This is a genomic window from Geobacillus sp. YF-1 (assembly GCF_052692335.1).
In genome coordinates this window covers 1,888,482-1,905,482 of sequence record NZ_CP199850.1, presented here as the reverse complement: position 1 = coordinate 1,905,482, position 17,001 = coordinate 1,888,482, and the positions used below count along the sequence as shown (strand labels likewise).

At 51.8% G+C, this 17,001-nt stretch carries 13 protein-coding genes, 1 pseudogene and 1 CRISPR repeat array; all 14 genes and pseudogenes read left to right on the top strand.

What is annotated here, in order from left to right; genetic code table 11:
• Positions 1-88: 88 nt before the first annotated feature.
• The 14 genes and pseudogenes from ACTVIM_RS09485 (at position 89) to ACTVIM_RS09420 (ending at position 16,733) form a co-directional block, all read left to right on the top strand.
• Positions 89-385 (top strand): UPF0175 family protein, encoded by a 297-nt coding sequence (locus ACTVIM_RS09485; RefSeq protein WP_237746902.1) that lies wholly within the window; start codon positions 89-91, stop codon positions 383-385.
• A gap of 273 nt (positions 386-658) precedes the next feature.
• Complete coding sequence (locus tag ACTVIM_RS09480; protein ID WP_445612432.1) at positions 659-2,107, top strand: PTS mannitol transporter subunit IICB; 1,449 nt, start codon at positions 659-661, stop codon at positions 2,105-2,107.
• 375 nt (positions 2,108-2,482) lie between these two features.
• Positions 2,483-4,576, top strand: a complete 2,094-nt coding sequence (locus ACTVIM_RS09475) for a BglG family transcription antiterminator (RefSeq protein ID WP_445612431.1) — start codon at positions 2,483-2,485, stop codon at positions 4,574-4,576.
• Positions 4,577-4,581: 5 nt separating this feature from the next.
• Positions 4,582-5,025 carry a PTS sugar transporter subunit IIA gene (locus ACTVIM_RS09470; protein ID WP_033019124.1) on the top strand — a complete coding sequence of 148 codons (444 nt, stop codon included), beginning with the start codon at positions 4,582-4,584 and terminating at the stop codon, positions 5,023-5,025.
• Positions 5,025-6,188, top strand: coding sequence for a mannitol-1-phosphate 5-dehydrogenase (locus ACTVIM_RS09465; RefSeq protein WP_445612430.1), 1,164 nt, complete (start codon positions 5,025-5,027; stop codon positions 6,186-6,188). Before ACTVIM_RS09470 ends, ACTVIM_RS09465 begins: the two co-directional genes overlap by 1 nt.
• Before the next feature lie 188 nt (positions 6,189-6,376).
• Positions 6,377-6,929: direct repeats of the CRISPR family, unit length 30 nt; unit sequence GTTTTTATCGTACCTATGAGGGATTGAAAC.
• A gap of 295 nt (positions 6,930-7,224) precedes the next feature.
• Positions 7,225-8,265, top strand: coding sequence for a tripartite tricarboxylate transporter substrate binding protein (locus ACTVIM_RS09460; protein WP_445612429.1), 1,041 nt, complete (start codon positions 7,225-7,227; stop codon positions 8,263-8,265).
• Between the two features lie 53 nt (positions 8,266-8,318).
• Positions 8,319-8,774, top strand: coding sequence for a tripartite tricarboxylate transporter TctB family protein (locus tag ACTVIM_RS09455; protein WP_445612428.1), 456 nt, complete (start codon positions 8,319-8,321; stop codon positions 8,772-8,774).
• Positions 8,775-8,787: 13 nt separating this feature from the next.
• Positions 8,788-10,314 carry a tripartite tricarboxylate transporter permease gene (locus tag ACTVIM_RS09450; protein WP_445612427.1) on the top strand — a complete coding sequence of 509 codons (1,527 nt, stop codon included), beginning with the start codon at positions 8,788-8,790 and terminating at the stop codon, positions 10,312-10,314.
• 70 nt (positions 10,315-10,384) lie between these two features.
• Positions 10,385-11,983, top strand: a complete 1,599-nt coding sequence (locus tag ACTVIM_RS09445; RefSeq protein WP_445612426.1) for an ATP-binding protein — start codon at positions 10,385-10,387, stop codon at positions 11,981-11,983.
• Between the two features lie 13 nt (positions 11,984-11,996).
• On the top strand, positions 11,997-12,689 hold the full coding sequence (locus tag ACTVIM_RS09440; protein ID WP_445612425.1) for a response regulator: 693 nt from the start codon (positions 11,997-11,999) through the stop codon (positions 12,687-12,689).
• 51 nt (positions 12,690-12,740) lie between these two features.
• The gene (locus ACTVIM_RS09435) at positions 12,741-13,667 is read left to right on the top strand and encodes an AEC family transporter (RefSeq protein WP_445612424.1); all 927 of its coding nucleotides are present in this window, start codon (positions 12,741-12,743) and stop codon (positions 13,665-13,667) included.
• 77 nt (positions 13,668-13,744) lie between these two features.
• Positions 13,745-13,963 (top strand): annotated as a pseudogene (locus ACTVIM_RS09430) (DUF4351 domain-containing protein); the annotation flags it as partial.
• A 190-nt stretch (positions 13,964-14,153) separates the two neighbouring features.
• Positions 14,154-15,170 carry a LacI family DNA-binding transcriptional regulator gene (locus ACTVIM_RS09425; protein WP_445612423.1) on the top strand — a complete coding sequence of 339 codons (1,017 nt, stop codon included), beginning with the start codon at positions 14,154-14,156 and terminating at the stop codon, positions 15,168-15,170.
• A gap of 18 nt (positions 15,171-15,188) precedes the next feature.
• A complete protein-coding gene (locus ACTVIM_RS09420; RefSeq protein ID WP_445612422.1) occupies positions 15,189-16,733 on the top strand; it encodes a gluconokinase in 1,545 nt (514 codons plus the stop codon).
• Positions 16,734-17,001 lie beyond the last annotated feature (268 nt).

Genomic DNA, 17,001 nt, shown 5'->3' with positions numbered 1-17,001 from the left:
TAAAAATTTATGGAATGCTATTCGTTCCGTGACCACATCCAAAAGGAGCAGAGTGTGATAGAATAAAACAAAAAAGGGTGTGAGTTCAATGGCCATGGACTATTTTCAGGTGAACTTGCCGAAAGAGTTTTTGCCCGCCATTAATGAATTGGAAGGCAACACAGTTGAGGCAAAAATAAAACTTTCATTGGCGATTGGTTTGTTTGTTGGAAAACAGGTGACGCTGGCAAAAGCGGCTGAGTTGGCCGGAAAATCCTTAGGAGAATTTATCGATGTATTGCGTTCGAAGGCGATTCCTTGGATGGAATATACGGAGGAACACATCAAAGATGATTGGGACACGGTGCAAAAATTGAGTAATGAAAATAGGGATCACAATGAATAGAGTCACGGTCAATTCTACACCGATTATAGGTCTGTCGATCGTTGGGCAATTGACTCTTTTGTCTGAACTATTTCTTGAAAATGGATTTTATCTTTCCCGACGTCTTTATCACTAGCGGAAGAAACGCTGTAGCCCTGCCCACCACGCTGGCCTTTTTTCTTTTTAACCCTTGTCAACAACCCCCTTGCCAAAGTCGCGTTTACTTCTCATTGAAGGCCGGTTGTAAGCGTTTTAAGATAAAGGTACAGTCAAACAAAAAGGAGGAACAGCTTTATGACGCATACAACCGGAAACGAAACAGGCTTCCGTGTAAAGATTCAACGGTTTGGTGGTTATTTGAGCGGCATGATTATGCCAAACATCGGAGCGTTTATCGCCTGGGGGATGATCACGGCGTTATTTATCCCGACCGGCTGGTGGCCGAATGAGACGTTTGCCAAGCTGGTCGGGCCGATGATTACGTACTTGTTGCCGCTGTTGATTGGGTATACGGGCGGCAAAATGATTTATGACGTCCGCGGCGGTGTCGTCGGAGCGACGGCGACGATGGGGGTCATCGTCGGTTCGGAAATTCCGATGTTTTTAGGCGCGATGATCATGGGGCCGCTCGGCGGCTATGTGATCAAAAAAGTGGACGGCCTCTTCCAAGGAAAAGTAAAACAAGGGTTTGAGATGCTTGTCAACAACTTCTCGGCCGGGATTGTCGGCGGCGTGTTGACGCTGCTCGCCTTTAAAGGGGTGGGCCCGATCATTTCTTTGATCAGCCAAACATTAGCGGCAGGGGTCGAAAAAATTATCGCTTGGCACTTGTTGCCGCTGGCGAATATTTTCATCGAGCCGGGGAAAGTGCTGTTCTTGAACAACGCGATCAACCATGGAATTTTAAGCCCGCTCGGCGTCGAACAAGCAGCGCAAACCGGGAAATCGATTTTGTTCCTGTTGGAAACAAACCCTGGACCAGGACTTGGCATTTTGCTGGCGTACTGGCTGTTTGGCAAAGGAATGGCGAAACAGTCGGCGCCAGGGGCGGTGATTATCCACTTCTTAGGCGGGATTCATGAAATTTACTTCCCGTACATTCTCATGCGTCCGATCTTGATTTTGGCGGCGATGGCCGGTGGAGTGAGCGGAGTGTTCACGTTTACGGTATTCCATGCCGGGCTGGTGGCTGTGCCGTCGCCGGGAAGCATTTTTGCCTTGCTGGCGATGACGCCAAAAGGAAATTATCTTGGCGTGCTCGCTGGTGTGTTCGTCGCCGCAGCGGTGTCGTTCCTTGTCGCTTCGGTTTTCTTAAAAGCGGCGAAGCAAAACGAAGAGGAAGAAGATTTGGCGAAAGCGGCGGAGAAAATGGAGCAGTTGAAAGGGAAAAAGAGCCAAGTCGCTGCCGCGCTGCAACACAATGAAGCGGCTTCGCCAGCGGTGGCTCAAGCCGTTCCTAGCCGGGTGAAAAAAATTGTGTTTGCCTGTGATGCCGGAATGGGGTCGAGTGCGATGGGGGCGTCGATTTTGCGCAACAAAGTACAAAAAGCCGGCCTTGATATTGAAGTCACGAACACGGCGATCAATCAGCTGCCGGCCGACGCCGATATTGTCGTCACCCACCAAAATTTAACCGACCGGGCGAAAGCGAAACTGCCGAACGCGTACCATGTGTCGGTGGAAAACTTCCTCAGCAGCCCGAAATACGATGAGTTGATCGAGCAATTGAAAAAGAATGCCTAAATCTTGAATAGAACGCAGGGGAGCCAATGGTCCCCTGCGTTTTTATCATCCGAAACAGAAGAAGTTCTCTACGTCTCCGCGTGGGCGCAGGCGGTGGGAGGATGTCATTGGTGAAGGCTCCCGCCCGGCTTTGTCTTTGACCATGCCGATGAGACCCGTCGTGGATCAAACGGTCCTATCTTTGTCGTAAGCGGCCCTGTGGCTGGAACAACGGAACGTATGACCAATTAAAAACTGTCAACAATAACAATGACGAAAACGAAACATCTATTCATTGTCACATCAAGAAAAAAGCCCTTACAATAAGAAATGAAAAGACGATCAAACATTTTAAACGTGTCAACAGTATGGCCCTAGGATCGGAGGTGAACAGCGATGTACGTATCGGCACGGGAGCGAAAGCTGCTTGAGCGTTTGTTGGCCGATGATCGGGAAATGACGGTCGGCGAACTGGCTGAGGAGCTGAATGTCAGCGCCCGCACGGTCCACCGCGATTTGCAAGGTCTTGAATCCGTTTTGCGGCGCTACGGGCTCGAGTTGGTGAAAAAAGCAGGGGTTGGCATTCGTCTCGCGGGAGAAAAGAAACAGAAGCAGGCGCTGGCTGTGGAGCTGCTTCATCTTTCTCACCATGAATATACGCCGGAAGAGCGGCAGCTGATGATTTTAATCGCCTTGTTGGAAGCAGACGAGCCGGTGAAACTCGTCTCATTGGCGAATGACCTAAATGTTACGGTCGCTACGGTCAGCTTGGATTTGGATAAACTGGAGAAAACGGTTGAAGCGTACGGGCTTTCGCTCATTCGCAAGCGCGGGTACGGCGTCGAGCTTACCGGTTCCGAATCGGCGAAACGGCGCCTCATTGGCGAACTGCTATTTCGCCATGTCGATGAACACGAATTTTTGGCGCTGATGAAAGAGACGATTCAGAGACGGCCGGACGACCCACTCGATACAGTGGCGGAAAAACTGCTCGGGCTGGTCGACCGGAAAAAGTTGGCCGTCATTGAACAACAAATCGCGCAGGTGAAAGAAACGTTCCCGTTTACGATGGCCGACAGTTCGTACATCGCCTTCGTCGTTCACTTGGCGCTCGCCATCGAGCGCATCAAGCGGGGGGAAGCGATTCATTTCGACCTGCGTGATTTGCAGGCGCTTCAGGCGACGAGAGAGTATGAAATCGCGGAGGTGCTTGCCGAATCGTTGGAAAGAGTGTTTGGCATTGACATCCCCAAAGAAGAGATCGGCTATATGACGATGCACCTAATGGGAGCGAAATGGCGCAGCCGCCAAGGAATGGTGATGGAGGAGCCGAGTTTAGCCGTCGGCATGAAAGCGCAGCAGCTCATCCGTTTCGTCAGCCGGGAGCTCGGTGTCGATTTGTCCGCCGACCGGACGCTATACGAAGATCTCGTCGTTCACTTGAAACCGGCTTTGTACCGTTTAGAGCACGGGATGGGGGTCGCCAACCCGCTGCTTGATCCAATTAAGCAAGACTACGCGGAACTGTTTGCCATTGTCGCCGCCGGAACAAAGCAGCTGTTTGGCGATGTTTCAGTGCCGGAGGAGGAGATCGGCTATTTAGTGCTTCATTTTGCGGCTGCACTCATGCGCGAGAAAAAAGGCTGGCGGGCGCTCGTCATTTGTTCAAGCGGGCTCGGGACGGCAAAAATTTTGGCGACAAGGCTGAAGAAAGAGATTCCGGACATCGCTGTCATCGAACAAGCGTCCGTGTTTGAATGGAAAACGAAAGACGTAAGCGCGTACGACCTCGTCATTTCCACCGTGCCGCTTGCGGAGGAACGCGGCCCGTATTTCATCGTCAGCCCGATGTTGCGGGAGGAAGAAGCGCGGGCGATCCGCGCGTTTTTAGAGCGAAAATCGGCCGCTGTGGCAAAACCAGTAGAACGCGGGCAAGACGCGCAGCCTAACCGACAGACACTGAAAACGATGAAAGCCATCGGGCGCATCAGTGAGACGATCGTCGGCATGTTAGAAGGATTTTCGCTGCAGGTTGTCAAGCACCGCACCGTTCACGGGCTCTTGTCCGACGCTTGCCGCCGCCTTGAACAAAGCGGCGTCATCGTCGATGCCGAAGCCGTCATCGGGGAGCTGCGGCGGCGGGAGTCGCTGGGCGGGCTCGGTGTCCCTGACACGTCGCTCGCGCTTTATCACGCCCGCAGCTTCGCGGTCCTTCGCCCTTCGCTGACGATGTATCGGCTTGATGAGCCGCAGACGGTGGCGGGCATGGACGGGAACCCGATGGAAATCAACACCGTTGTGCTGCTTCTTGGCCCTGCCGATGCGGACGAGGCGACGCTTGCTGTTTTAAGCCATATCAGCTCGCTGTTAGTCAAAGATGAGCAAAGCATCGCCGTCTTGGCGCACGGCGATGAGAAACAAGTGTATTCGCTCATCAGCACCCACCTAGAACAATTTTTTGATCATTATTGGACATCGACGAAGGAGTGAAATGTATGTTGACCCATTCCATTTTAAACAAAGAAAACATTGTGCTAAATGCCCAACCAAAAACGAAAGAAGAAGCGATTCGCCTAGCCGGCGATGTGCTCGTCAAGCAGGGGTATGTTGATCCAGCCTATGTGGACGCGATGCTGGAGCGGGAGGAACTGACCTCCACCTATATCGGCAACAGCGTCGCCATCCCGCACGGAACGGAAGCAGCGAAATCACTCGTTAGGCATTCCGGCATTTCGATCGTGCAAGTTCCAGGCGGTGTTGACTTTGGCGGCGGCAACGAGGCAATGATCGTCATCGGCATTGCCGGCAAAGACGGGGAACATTTAGATATTCTTTCGAAACTCGCGCTTGTCTGCGCGGAAGCGGACCATGTCGAAGCGATGGCGAACGCCAAAACGGCTGAGGAAATTCTCGAGCTTCTTCATGAGGTGAACGGCTAATGCGGGCCGTCCACTTCGGCGCCGGCAACATCGGCCGCGGCTTTATCGGCAGCCTGCTGGCGGCGTCGGGATATGAGGTCGTGTTTGTCGATGTCAACGAACAAATCGTCCGTTTGTTGAAGGAGCGGGGAGCGTATCGCGTCATCGTTGCCGGCGAGCGGCGGGAAGAACAGTGGGTGCGCGGCGTTTCCGCTCTCAACAGCCAAACGGAACGGGAACATGTCATGGAGGCGATCGCGGCCGCCGATCTCGTGACAACCGCGGTCGGGCCGCACATTTTGCCGGCCATTGCGCCAGTCATCGCCGCTGGGCTCGAGCGGCGCTTCACGGTTCATCAGCAGCCGCTTCACGTCATTGCCTGTGAAAACATGATCGGCGGCACAGAAGCGCTGAAAACGCACGTCTTTGCCCATCTTTCCGCCGCTGGGCAACAGCTGGCAGATGAACACGTTGGTTTTCTCAATTGCGCCGTCGACCGCATCGTTCCAAACCAAACGAGCGATGATCCACTCGCGGTGACAGTCGAGCCGTTTTTTGAATGGGCGATTGAAACGCGAAACGTCATCGGCGCCGTTCCACCGATTCAAGGGGCTCATTTTGTCGCTGACTTAGGGCCGTATATCGAGCGCAAATTGTTTACGGTCAATACCGGCCACGCGTTGGCCGCCTATTTAGGCTACCAAAAACAATACGAAACGGTTCAGGAAGCCATGAAAGACAGCGACATCCGAGCCGATGTCGAGCAGGCGCTCGGTGAGTCGGGAGCCGTTTTAGTGAAAAAGCACGGATGGAATGAAGAAGAGCACCGTTCCTATATCGAAACGACGATCGGGCGTTTCACCAACCCGTCCCTTTCCGATGATATCGTCCGCGTCGCCCGTTCACCGATCCGCAAGCTCGGGCCGAACGACCGGCTCATCGCTCCGGCTGTGCAATATTACACTTTATTCGACAGCGTGCCGTCCGGGCTTGTCAAAGGCATCGCCGCGCTCTTGCGGTTTGATGAGCCTAGCGATGCCGAAGCTGCTGTTCTTCAGCAAACGATTGAACAACACGGGATCGAAGGCGCGCTTCGGCAATACGCGGGACTGGAGCATGACCATCCGCTCGTCGTGGCGGTGAAGGAAGAATATGCTCAAATGAAACAAATGGATTCGCGTTAAGCTCGGAGATCTCTTATATTCTGTCGTCGACCTCCAATCGCGCAAAAACCCCCGGGGGTCGACGACAACCGTTGAAAGCGCCCCCACCTTCCAGCTACCGAAGGAAAAAGAAATTGACACAATTTTTGAAACATGCTATTCTGAAAACAGCTGCCAACGGAAACACCTGATTTCACGGGCTTTGTTTGGTTTTTATCGTACCTATGAGGGATTGAAACATACTTGTTTTCCCTGCTCCTTGTATTCTTGCAACGTTTTTATCGTACCTATGAGGGATTGAAACATATGAAGGGCGGTCTTGAGTTTTCACGATATCGGTTTTTATCGTACCTATGAGGGATTGAAACAGTCAATTCAGTCTAAAAAATGTAATGTTCAGTTCGTTTTTATCGTACCTATGAGGGATTGAAACAGAAAAAGACCGTTTTCGCCGAGTGCCAACTGGCAAGTTTTTATCGTACCTATGAGGGATTGAAACTTGTTCAAACAAGCAACAACAAACATTTCTCGGTCGGTTTTTATCGTACCTATGAGGGATTGAAACGTTTTTGAACATAAGGGGAGCGTCGGGGACTTGAAGGTTTTTATCGTACCTATGAGGGATTGAAACGAGGAATGATTTCGGACCTTGAATTTGCGATAGAGGTTTTTATCGTACCTATGAGGGATTGAAACACAAGCATTATTAAAGAATGTGGCGGTGTGGTACTCGTTTTTATCGTACCTATGAGGGATTGAAACTTCTTCTGTTGATACACGAATGTAGATGCCTACAGCCAGTTTTTATCGTACCTATGAGACCTGAACCAAGAGAAGGCCGTCTATATGGCGGTCTTCTTCTTTTGTTTTGAGAGATGGAAGCCATTGTCTTCCGCGATGAAAGAAATGAAGTTGGGTGAAGGATGCTTACAGCGGGGCAATCTTGTGAACAAAATGAACAAAATTCATTTTATTTTCAAAAACTTCACGCCGATCTAGCGGCGTGGTAACGTTATGAATGAAAACGTTATCAAAGAAAACAAGGGGGCAAGGGAGAATGAAGAAAAAAAGATGGCGGGGGTTGCTCGCCGTTGGGATGATGACACTCGCCTTGGCAGCCTGTGGCGGCAATGAATCATCAGGATCGAAATCATCCGGTTCGAACGCTGGCTCATCGGCCTCAGACTATCCGACGAAGCCGATCACCATTGTCGCTCCGTCCGGGGCGGGCGGCGGTTGGGATTTAACGGCCCGCGCGATTACGAAAGTGCTCGATGAGGCGGGGCTTGTCAAACAGACCATGACGGTGGAAAACAAACCGGGCGGCGGCGGGGCGGTCTTTATGGCTGAATACGCCACCCAAGATGTGAAAAACGACTACAAACTATTTGTCAACTCTCCACCGATTATTATCAATAACTTGAAAAAAGAAGGGAACAGCCCGTTTGGTTACAAAGACACGACGCCGCTCGCCCAGTTGACGAAAGACTTCGGAGTCATTGTTGTCAAGGCCGATTCCAAGTTTCAAACATTGACCCAATTGCTTGATGCGATTAAGCAAGATCCGAAATCGGTCACTGTGGCCGGGGGATCGGCGCCAGGCTCGATGGATCATTTAGTCGCCATTCTGCCAATCTATAAAGCTGGCATTGATCCGAAATCGATCAAATATGTTTCGTACGATGGCGGTGGGGAAGCAATGGCTGCGTTGCTTGGCGGCAACGCCGATGTCATTGCGACCGATGCCTCTTCCGTTGGCGAATATCTCAAAGCCGGTAAAGTGCGGGTGTTGGCGGTTTCGGCTCCGGAGCGCCTCGGCGGTGTGTTGAAAGACGTGCCAACCATGAAAGAGCTTGGCATTGATGCGGAATTTACAATTTGGCGCGGAGTTTTTGGGCCGAAGCAAATGTCTCCCGAGGCAAAAGCGTTTTGGGAAGAAACATTGAAAAAGTTGTCTGAGCATGAGAAGTGGAAAGAAGAACTGCAAAAACAAGGCTGGGAAGCGGAATACCGCAATTCGGACGAGTTTACGAAATTTTTGCAAGAGCAAGAGCAACAAGTCGGTGATCTCCTAAAGTCGCTCGGTATGCATAAGTAAAGATCATGGGGAAGAACGTTCTTCCCCTTTTTTCCAAGACAGGAGGTGCAACGATGAACAAAACGGCTGATCGGATCGCGGCGGTGGCATTCTTGGCGGTTGGTTCCCTGTTTATGGCGGAAAGCTTGCGCCTATCGAAAAGCGCCTACGGCAGTGCGGTAGGACCGAACGTATTTCCGTTTTTGCTTGGACTTGTTCTGGCATTATTAAGCATCAAGCTGTTGTTTGAAACGAGAGGCTATAAGGATTCGGCGGGGGAGAAGCCGCCTCGGCAGTACAAAAAGTTTCTCATTATTTTCATTGCTGCTGTTTTCTATGCAGCGTTGCTTGAAACGGTTGGGTATGTAATCACGACGTTTCTGTTTCTTGTTATCGGCTTTCAAACGATGGAAAAGGGGGCGCTATGGAAGTCGATCGCCATTGCCGCCGGCTTTTCGCTCGGCGTCTACGGCCTCTATGTGAAACTGTTGCAAGGAACGCTGCCAAGCTGGCCGATTTGGTTCCAATGAAAGGAGGAGCAGCATGAGTACACTATCGTTTTTGCTTGACGGATTTCAGACGGCGCTGCAGCCGCATAACTTGCTGTTTGCGTTTATTGGGGTGCTGATCGGCACGGCGGTCGGTGTGCTCCCTGGGATTGGCCCGATGAGCGGGGTGGCGCTGCTTATTCCGGTGACGGCGTCGATGACATCGGGCTTGAGTCCGGAGCAGGCGGCCGCCAGTTCGATCATCTTGCTGGCCGGCGTGTATTACGGGGCGATGTATGGCGGTTCGACGACATCGATTTTGTTAAATACGCCTGGGGAATCGTCATCGGTTGTCACGACGCTGGACGGTTATCAAATGGCCCGGCAAGGAAGGGCGGGGGCGGCGCTTGCCATTGCCGCGATCGGCTCTTTTGTCGCCGGAATCGTTTCGCTCATCGGCCTCGTGCTATTAGCTCAGCCGTTATCGAATGTCGCGTTGAAGTTCGGCCCGGCGGAATATTTTTCACTTATGCTGCTCGGGTTGGCAGCGGTGAGCGGACTGGCCGGCAAATCGATGACAAAAGCGTGGATCATGACCGTGTTCGGTTTGTTGCTTTCTACGATTGGGCTCGACAATGTTTCCGGCGTGGCCCGCTTTACGTACGACATTTCCTATTTATACGGAGGTCTCGAGTTTTTAACCGTAGCGGTCGGGCTATTTGCGTTAGGAGAGGTATTCAAGTCCATTCTCCATCATGAGACGAACGACGGGGACATCGCCAAAATCGGGCGCATCTTGCCGACCAAATCGGACTTGAAAGAAAGTGCGGGGCCGATCGCCCGCGGATCGCTGCTCGGGTTTTTCATCGGCGTGCTGCCGGGAGCTGGAGCGACACTCGCTTCCTTTTTCTCTTATATTCTTGAAAAGAAAATCAGCAAACATCCAGAAAAGTTTGGCCAAGGGACGATCGCCGGCGTCGCGGCGCCGGAGTCGGCGAACAACGGCGCTTCTGGGGGAGCGATGATTCCGCTCTTGACACTAGGGATTCCCGGTTCGGGTACAACCGCGATTTTGATGGGTGCGCTTATTATGTACAACGTCCAACCGGGTCCGTTGTTGTTCGATGAGCATCCGGCTGTTGCTTGGGGATTGATCGCCAGCATGTTTATCGGTAACGTCATGTTGCTCATTCTCAACATGCCGCTCGTCAAAGTGTTCGCGAAAATTATCCAGACGCCGACGAAATATTTATTGCCGCTTATTATTGCCATTTCCGTTTTTGGCGTGTATGCGGTGCAAGTGACGACGTTTGATGTGTTCCTGCTGCTGGCGTTTGGTCTACTTGGCTACTGGCTTGCGGAGCACGACTATCCATTGGCACCGCTTGTGCTAGGGCTTGTTCTCGGGCCGATGATTGAAAACAATATGCGTCGGGCCTTGACGGCATCGAATGGCGATTATCTCGTTTTCGTTGAAAAGCCGATTTCGCTTGTTTTGTTGGTGATCGCCTTTTTATGGATTACTGTGCCGTTTGTCATGAAATTAAGAGGGAAAAGGGTCATTGTCAGTGAAGATATGTAGTATATAGAAGAAAGACGTTCCGCCTAATGGGGGATTGTCTTTCTTTATTTCCGTTTGAGGGGCAAAAGCAATGAAGCTTCAGACACGGTTAATGGTCATCATTTGTTCATTGTTGCTGCTTGTAATTGTGGTTTTAACGTTTCTGTTTCAACATATGTTTGCGGCAACGCTTAAACAACAAATCGGCATGCGGGCGCTAAACGTGGCGGAGACCGTTGCCTCCACTCCGCTTGTGCGTGAGGCGTTTCACGATCCGAATCCGTCCGTGCGCTTGCAGCCGTTTGCCGAGCACATCCGCCAAAAGACGGGGGCGGAATATGTAGTGATCGGCAACCGCCAAGGCATTCGCTACGCCCATCCGCTGCCGGATCGGATCGGCAAATCGATGGTGGGGGGTGACAACGGAGAAGTGCTCAAAGGCAAGGCCATTATTTCCGAGGCGGTCGGTTCGCTCGGTCCGGCCATCCGCGGAAAAGCGCCGATTTTGGATGAAAACGGACATGTGATCGGCATTGTTTCAGTTGGTTTTTTGCTGGAGGATATTCAGCGCACGGTGTGGTCGTATAGTGTGAAGATCTTTCTTTTCTCCGTTCTTGCCCTTTTGCTCGGGGCGGCGGGCGCAGTGGCGATTGCCAAGGCGGTGAAAAAATCGATTCACGGTCTTGAACCGGAAGAAATCGGCTTGTTGTATCAAGAAAAACAGGCGATTTTAGAAGCGATTCGTGAAGGAATTGTTGCTATCAATCAAGAGGGAACGATTACAATGGTCAATCGAACCGCGTTGAAGTTGCTTGGGTATGAGAACGAACGTGGTGTATTGGGAATGCCTATCTTACAGCTTATTCCCCACTCGAGGTTGCCTGAAGTCATTCGAACGGGGCAGGCGGAATTTGACGATGAAATGGTGTTAGGTGAAGAAACGGTCATTGCGAATCGCGTTCCGATAAAAGATCAAACGGGCCGCGTGATTGGAGCGGTGTCGACGTTTCGCAACAAATCGGAGTTGTACCGCCTAACGAAAGAGCTGTCGCAGCTGCGAAGCTATGCGGATGCGTTGCGGGCGCAAACGCACGAGTTTTCGAATAAGTTGTATTTGATCTCCGGTCTGATTCAATTGGAATCGTATGAGGAAGCGCTTGAATGGATTACAAAAGAAACCGACTTGCAACAAAACATTGTCCGGTTTATCATGAAGGAAATTCCGGATCCGATCATTGGCGGGCTGTTGATCGGCAAGTTCAATCGCGCCAACGAGCTAAAAATTACGTTTACGATTGATCGGGAAAGCAGTTTCCGCGATGTGCCACCTGCGATCGACCGCGACCATTTGGTGACGATTATCGGCAACTTATTGGACAATGCTATGGAGGCGGCTCTCCATAACGGGAAAGAAGAGAAGCGAGTGACCATTTTTTTGACGGACTTGGGCGACGATTTGATTATTGAAGTGGAAGATAACGGTCCCGGCATTGATCCGGCTTTGGCGGAACGAATATATGAACGAGGGTTTTCGACAAAAGCCAATGGCCGTCGAGGATATGGGCTGGATCTCGTCAGTAAAGCACTGGCGATGCTTGGCGGGCAAATCACATACGAGTCGAAACAAGGAGCGGGAACGGTGTTTACCGTCATTATCCCGAAGCGGCTAGCTCAGGCTGGCCATCATTGAGAGGGGGGAAGAGATGTCGGTGATTCGTGTGCTGATTATTGAGGACGACCGCCGCATTGCCGAGATCAATCGGCGCTTTGTGGAAAAAGTAGAAGGGTATGAAGTGGTCGGCATCGCCACAAACGCTGAAGAAGCGAAGGAGCTGACCGAGGTGCTGCGGCCGGACGTTCTGTTGCTTGACGTTTATTTTCCGGATATGAACGGCCTCTCTTTTTTAAAGTGGGTGCGTGAACGTTTTTCCAATATCGACATTATTATGATCACAGCAGCCCGTGAAATTGACGCGCTAAAACAGGCGCTGCACGGCGGGGTGTTTGACTATATTATCAAACCGATGATGTTTGACCGTTTTGTGGAAACATTAAATCGGTATAAAGAGTATCACGGTAAAATGCAGCAGTGGATGAAAGAAAAAGAGTGGATCGATCAAGAGGATGTCGACAAACTGATCGGGCGGGAGGCTCCGGTTAGGGACCAACCGATGCTTCCAAAAGGCATTCAGCCGTTAACCCTTGAAAAAGTGCTGATGGTGGTGAAACAGTGTCAAGATGGTGTGACGGCCGAAGAAGTCGGACGGCAAATCGGCACGAGCCGAACGACGGCCCGCCGGTATTTAGAGTACCTTGTCTCCACAGGGCAAGTATCAGCTGATATTGTTTACGGATCAGTCGGCCGCCCGGAACGGATTTATAAAAAGAGAGGTTGAGCAAGAAGTAAAGCAGCCTTCATCATGGATAAAGAAAGCGGGGGAAGAGCGTTGGCCGTTTTTAGTGGCATTTTGCTTCAAGTGATGGTTCCGATGCTGCTTATGGTCGGGGCGGGAGCGCTATTGCACCGTCTGTTTCATTTTGACATGAATACCTTGTCCAAGCTGAATATGTATGTGCTGTTGCCGGCTGTTGCGTTCATTAACGTGTATGACAGCGAATTGAACGGGAATGTGTTGGCGTCCGTATTCGGTTTTCTTTTTTTGCAAAGCAGCGGATTGATCGTGTTGAGCATGATGATGGCAAAATGGTTCAAACTTGATCGAAGCATGGCGGCGGTGTTTCAAAATACGATTGTGCTCAACAACTCAGGCAACTTTGGCATTCCAGTGAGCCAATTGGTGTTTCACCAGCAGCCGCTTGGGGCGGCCATTCAAATTGTCGTGACGATATTTCAAAACTTTCTCACGAATACATATGGCGTTTATCAGTTTGTTTCGGGAAACGGGAAACAAGGAAAGTGGGTTGCCGAACTATGGAAAAATCCGGTTCTTCATGCGTTATGGCTAGGTGTTGTTTGCCGTTGGCTGCATGTCCCGATTCCCTCATTTGTATGGACGCCGCTTCAACGCACCGCTGACGCGTTTTTAGCCATCGCCCTCTTTACATTAGGAGCGCAAATCGCCTATGCCCGTTTTACCGCTTTGCCGCCGCTATTGTATGTGAGCGTGTTGGGCCGCCTGCTTGTTTCGCCGTTATTGGCTGCGGCCTTCATCCTTCTGTTAGGGCTTGACGGGGTGACGGCCCAAGCGCTGCTCATCGCCAGCTCCTATCCTTGTTCGCGCAACACCGCTTTGTACGCGCTTGAATACGATTGTCATCCCGACTACGCTGCCCAAGCAGTGCTGTTATCCACGATGCTTAGTGCCATCACAGTAACGGGCGTCGTCTATGCCGCGCGACTGTTGTTTTCGTAAGTTTCGTGTGGCGGCGGTATGGGAGGAAGACTGCTGCTATCTAAAGGGCCATAACGTTACTTTTTTTGCTTTCCGTGAAAATGCCGCGCCGCATTGTTCCAATTGCCATCTTCAGCTATGACGAATCCCGCGATGAACCTTCTTCGTGGCGCATCCAGTTTCCGTTCTTGACCGTTCTCGATTTTCGTTATTTGACGGTGGAGCTATGCAAACTGCCGTGGCGCGCGTCCATTCGCCATGACAACCCCGTCGCCACCGCGTTGGTAAGCAAAATGGGGTATAAGGAAGAAGAGAAGGGTGCTTTCATCAAACGGAATAATCACTCGATGATAGGAGTCTGTATGTTTTCCGGCGAGAGGACGAAAATCAAGGGAATTTTACGAAGAAGTATTGTAAACCGCTTTCATTTGGTTTATAATAAAGCTAAACCGGTTTATGAAAGCGTTTTGGGGACTAAATCGATTTAGGGCAAGAGAGGGATCCCTGTTGAAAAAAGTCACGATGGCCGATGTCGCGAAATTGGCCAACGTTTCCAAAAGCACGGTTTCGCAATATTTGAACAAACGCTACGAGTATATGAGCGAGGAAACGAGAAAGCGCATCGCCGAGGCGATTGAGGAACTTGGCTATCAGCCGAACGTGATCGCCCGCAGTTTGAAACAAAAAACGACGGCGACCATTGGCGTGATCGTTTTTAATATGCTTCATATGTTGACGACGCAAGTGCTGCACGCGATTGAAGAAGAGTGCCAAAAACGCGGCTTTCAAGTCATTGTCTCCAACTCCGGCGATGATCCGGAAAAAGAGAGAACATACATCGAGATGCTGCTGGCGAAACAGGTCGACGGGTTGATCGTCTTTCCGACGGGGAAAAATGAAGACGTTTACCAACGCCTTGCCGCCGAGCGGTTTCCGCTCGTCTTTGTTGACCGGATGGTGCCGGGAGTTGAGGCGGACAGCGTGCTGTTAGACAACTTTGGCGCAGCGGAGATGGCGGTGGATTATTTAGCAACGGGCGGTTATGACCGCATCGCCATTGTCACCCCACCGCTCGTTCCTTACAACGTGCCGCGGATGGAACGGATGGAAGGGTTTCGGGCGGCGATGGCGAAAAGGGGATTTGACATTGACGATAGGAATGTCATCGCCGCTGATCCGGCCGTGCTGCCTCGGGAACTGAAAAAACGGTTTGCTGAGTCCCACCGGCCCAACGCCTTGTTTGCGATTAACGACTTGACATTGATGGGCGTTTTACGGTTTGTAAGAGAAAACGCCATTCGCATGCCGGACGAACTCGCGCTGATCAACATTGACGACGTGCCGTTTGCCGATATTTACACGCCAGCGCTAACGACGATCGCCCAGCCGACGTTTGCGATGGGGAAAAAGGCAGCTGAGCAGGTATTTTTACAAATCGATCGGAAACGGTCGGGCAAACCGCACGTGTTTCGTTTCTCTCCGATACTGAAGGAACGGACATCGATTAGACGGGAAAAGGCTTGAGGAAAGGAGGAGAAACGGGTGACGATCCATGAACAGGTGGTCATTGGCATCGATATCGGGACGACTAGCACGAAAGCGGTCGTTTTCGGCGAATGCGGTCGGGTGTTGGCTTCCTATGCCGTTGATTATCCGATCATCCAGCCGCATCCGGGCTTTGCCGAACAAGATCCGGAAGAGCTGTTTGCGGCAGTCATTCAAGCCGTCGGAGCGGTGACGATCCGCCATCGGATTCGTCCCGAGCAGGTGAAAGCGATCGGATTGAGTGCGGCGATGCACTCGATCATGGCGCTTGACGAATCCGGGCGGCCGCTCACTCGCTTGCTCATTTGGGCCGATAACCGAAGCGTCGCCCAAGCGGAGCGGCTGCTGAAAGAGAACAACGGTCTTGACATTTATCGGCGGACGGGAACGCCGATCCATCCGATGTCTCCGTTGCCGAAACTGCTTTGGTTGAAAGAGAAGCAGCCGGATGTGTTTCGGCAAGCCCGTTGGTTTGTCTCTGTGAAAGATTATGTGCTTTACCGCTTATATGGCGATTATATCGCTGACCATTCGTTGGCTTCAGCGACCGGGTTGTTCCGCCTCGATACGCTTGATTGGGACGAGGACGTGCTTTCGTTTCTTGGCATAAGCCGCGAGCGGCTGCCGCGTTTAGTCCCAACGACATACGTCTTGCAAGGGATGAAGAAAGAATGGGCGGATAAAATGGGGATATCCGCTGATGTGCCGGTCGTCATCGGCGCAAGTGACGGCGTGCTCGCCAACATCGGTGTCGGCGCGGTGCTTCCGGGCGAGGCGGCCATTACGATCGGGACGAGCGGCGCAGTGCGGACGATCGCCGCTGCCCCGACGACCGATGAAAAAGGGCGGACGTTTTGTTATGCGTTAACGCCTAGCTATTGGGTCGTTGGCGGACCGACGAACAACGGCGGCATTTTGCTTCGCTGGCTGCGCGACGAGTTTGGCGCTCAAGAGCGGGAAGTGGCGAAAAAGCTCGGCATTGATCCGTACGACTTATTGACGAAATATGCCGAACGCGTCGCGCCCGGAGCGGAAGGACTGGTGTTTTTGCCGTTTTTATCAGGCGAGCGGGCGCCGTATTGGAACGCGAACGCGCGCGGGACGTTTTTTGGCCTTGGCCTTCACCATCGGCGCGAACATTTGATTCGGGCGGTGATGGAAGGCGTCTGCTTCAGCATCGTATCGGTAGCGCTCGCGATCCGCGATGTCACGGGACCAATGACCGAAATCCGCGTCTCCGGAGGCTTTGCGAAATCGCCGTTTTGGCGGCAAATGCTTTCCGATATGCTCGGCAAACCGCTCATTGTGCCGCAGACGCACGAGGCGTCGGCGCTGGGAGCGGCGGCAGTGGCGCTGCATGCGTTAGGGGAACTGCCTTCTTTGGAAATGGTGAAAACGTGGATGGACACGACCGCCCGCCATGAGCCGAAGGAAGAACATACGCTGATTTACGCTGAGCTGTTTGATTTGTACAGCCGCTTATATGAGCGGTTAAAAGAGGAGTTTGACATCATCGCAGCGTTTCAGCGGCAAGGAAGGTAACAGGCGCTGTCACCTAAATCGGTTTAGGAAGCATCGATTGCTCCTAAATCGATTTAGGAGAACGTACGGCCTCGCCTACTTCTTGTTGAAAACGCTTGCTCCCTGAGCGAAATCGATTGATTCGAGATGTTGAGAAAAGGAAAGGGGGTGAAGAGCGTCGGCAGGATGAAACCTCAGCCTTGATGGTTGCGCACCTGCCACGTGAGCACATCACTCAATGAAGAAACGATGGTCGAAGAGGCAATCAATAAATGGTGATGACATAGCG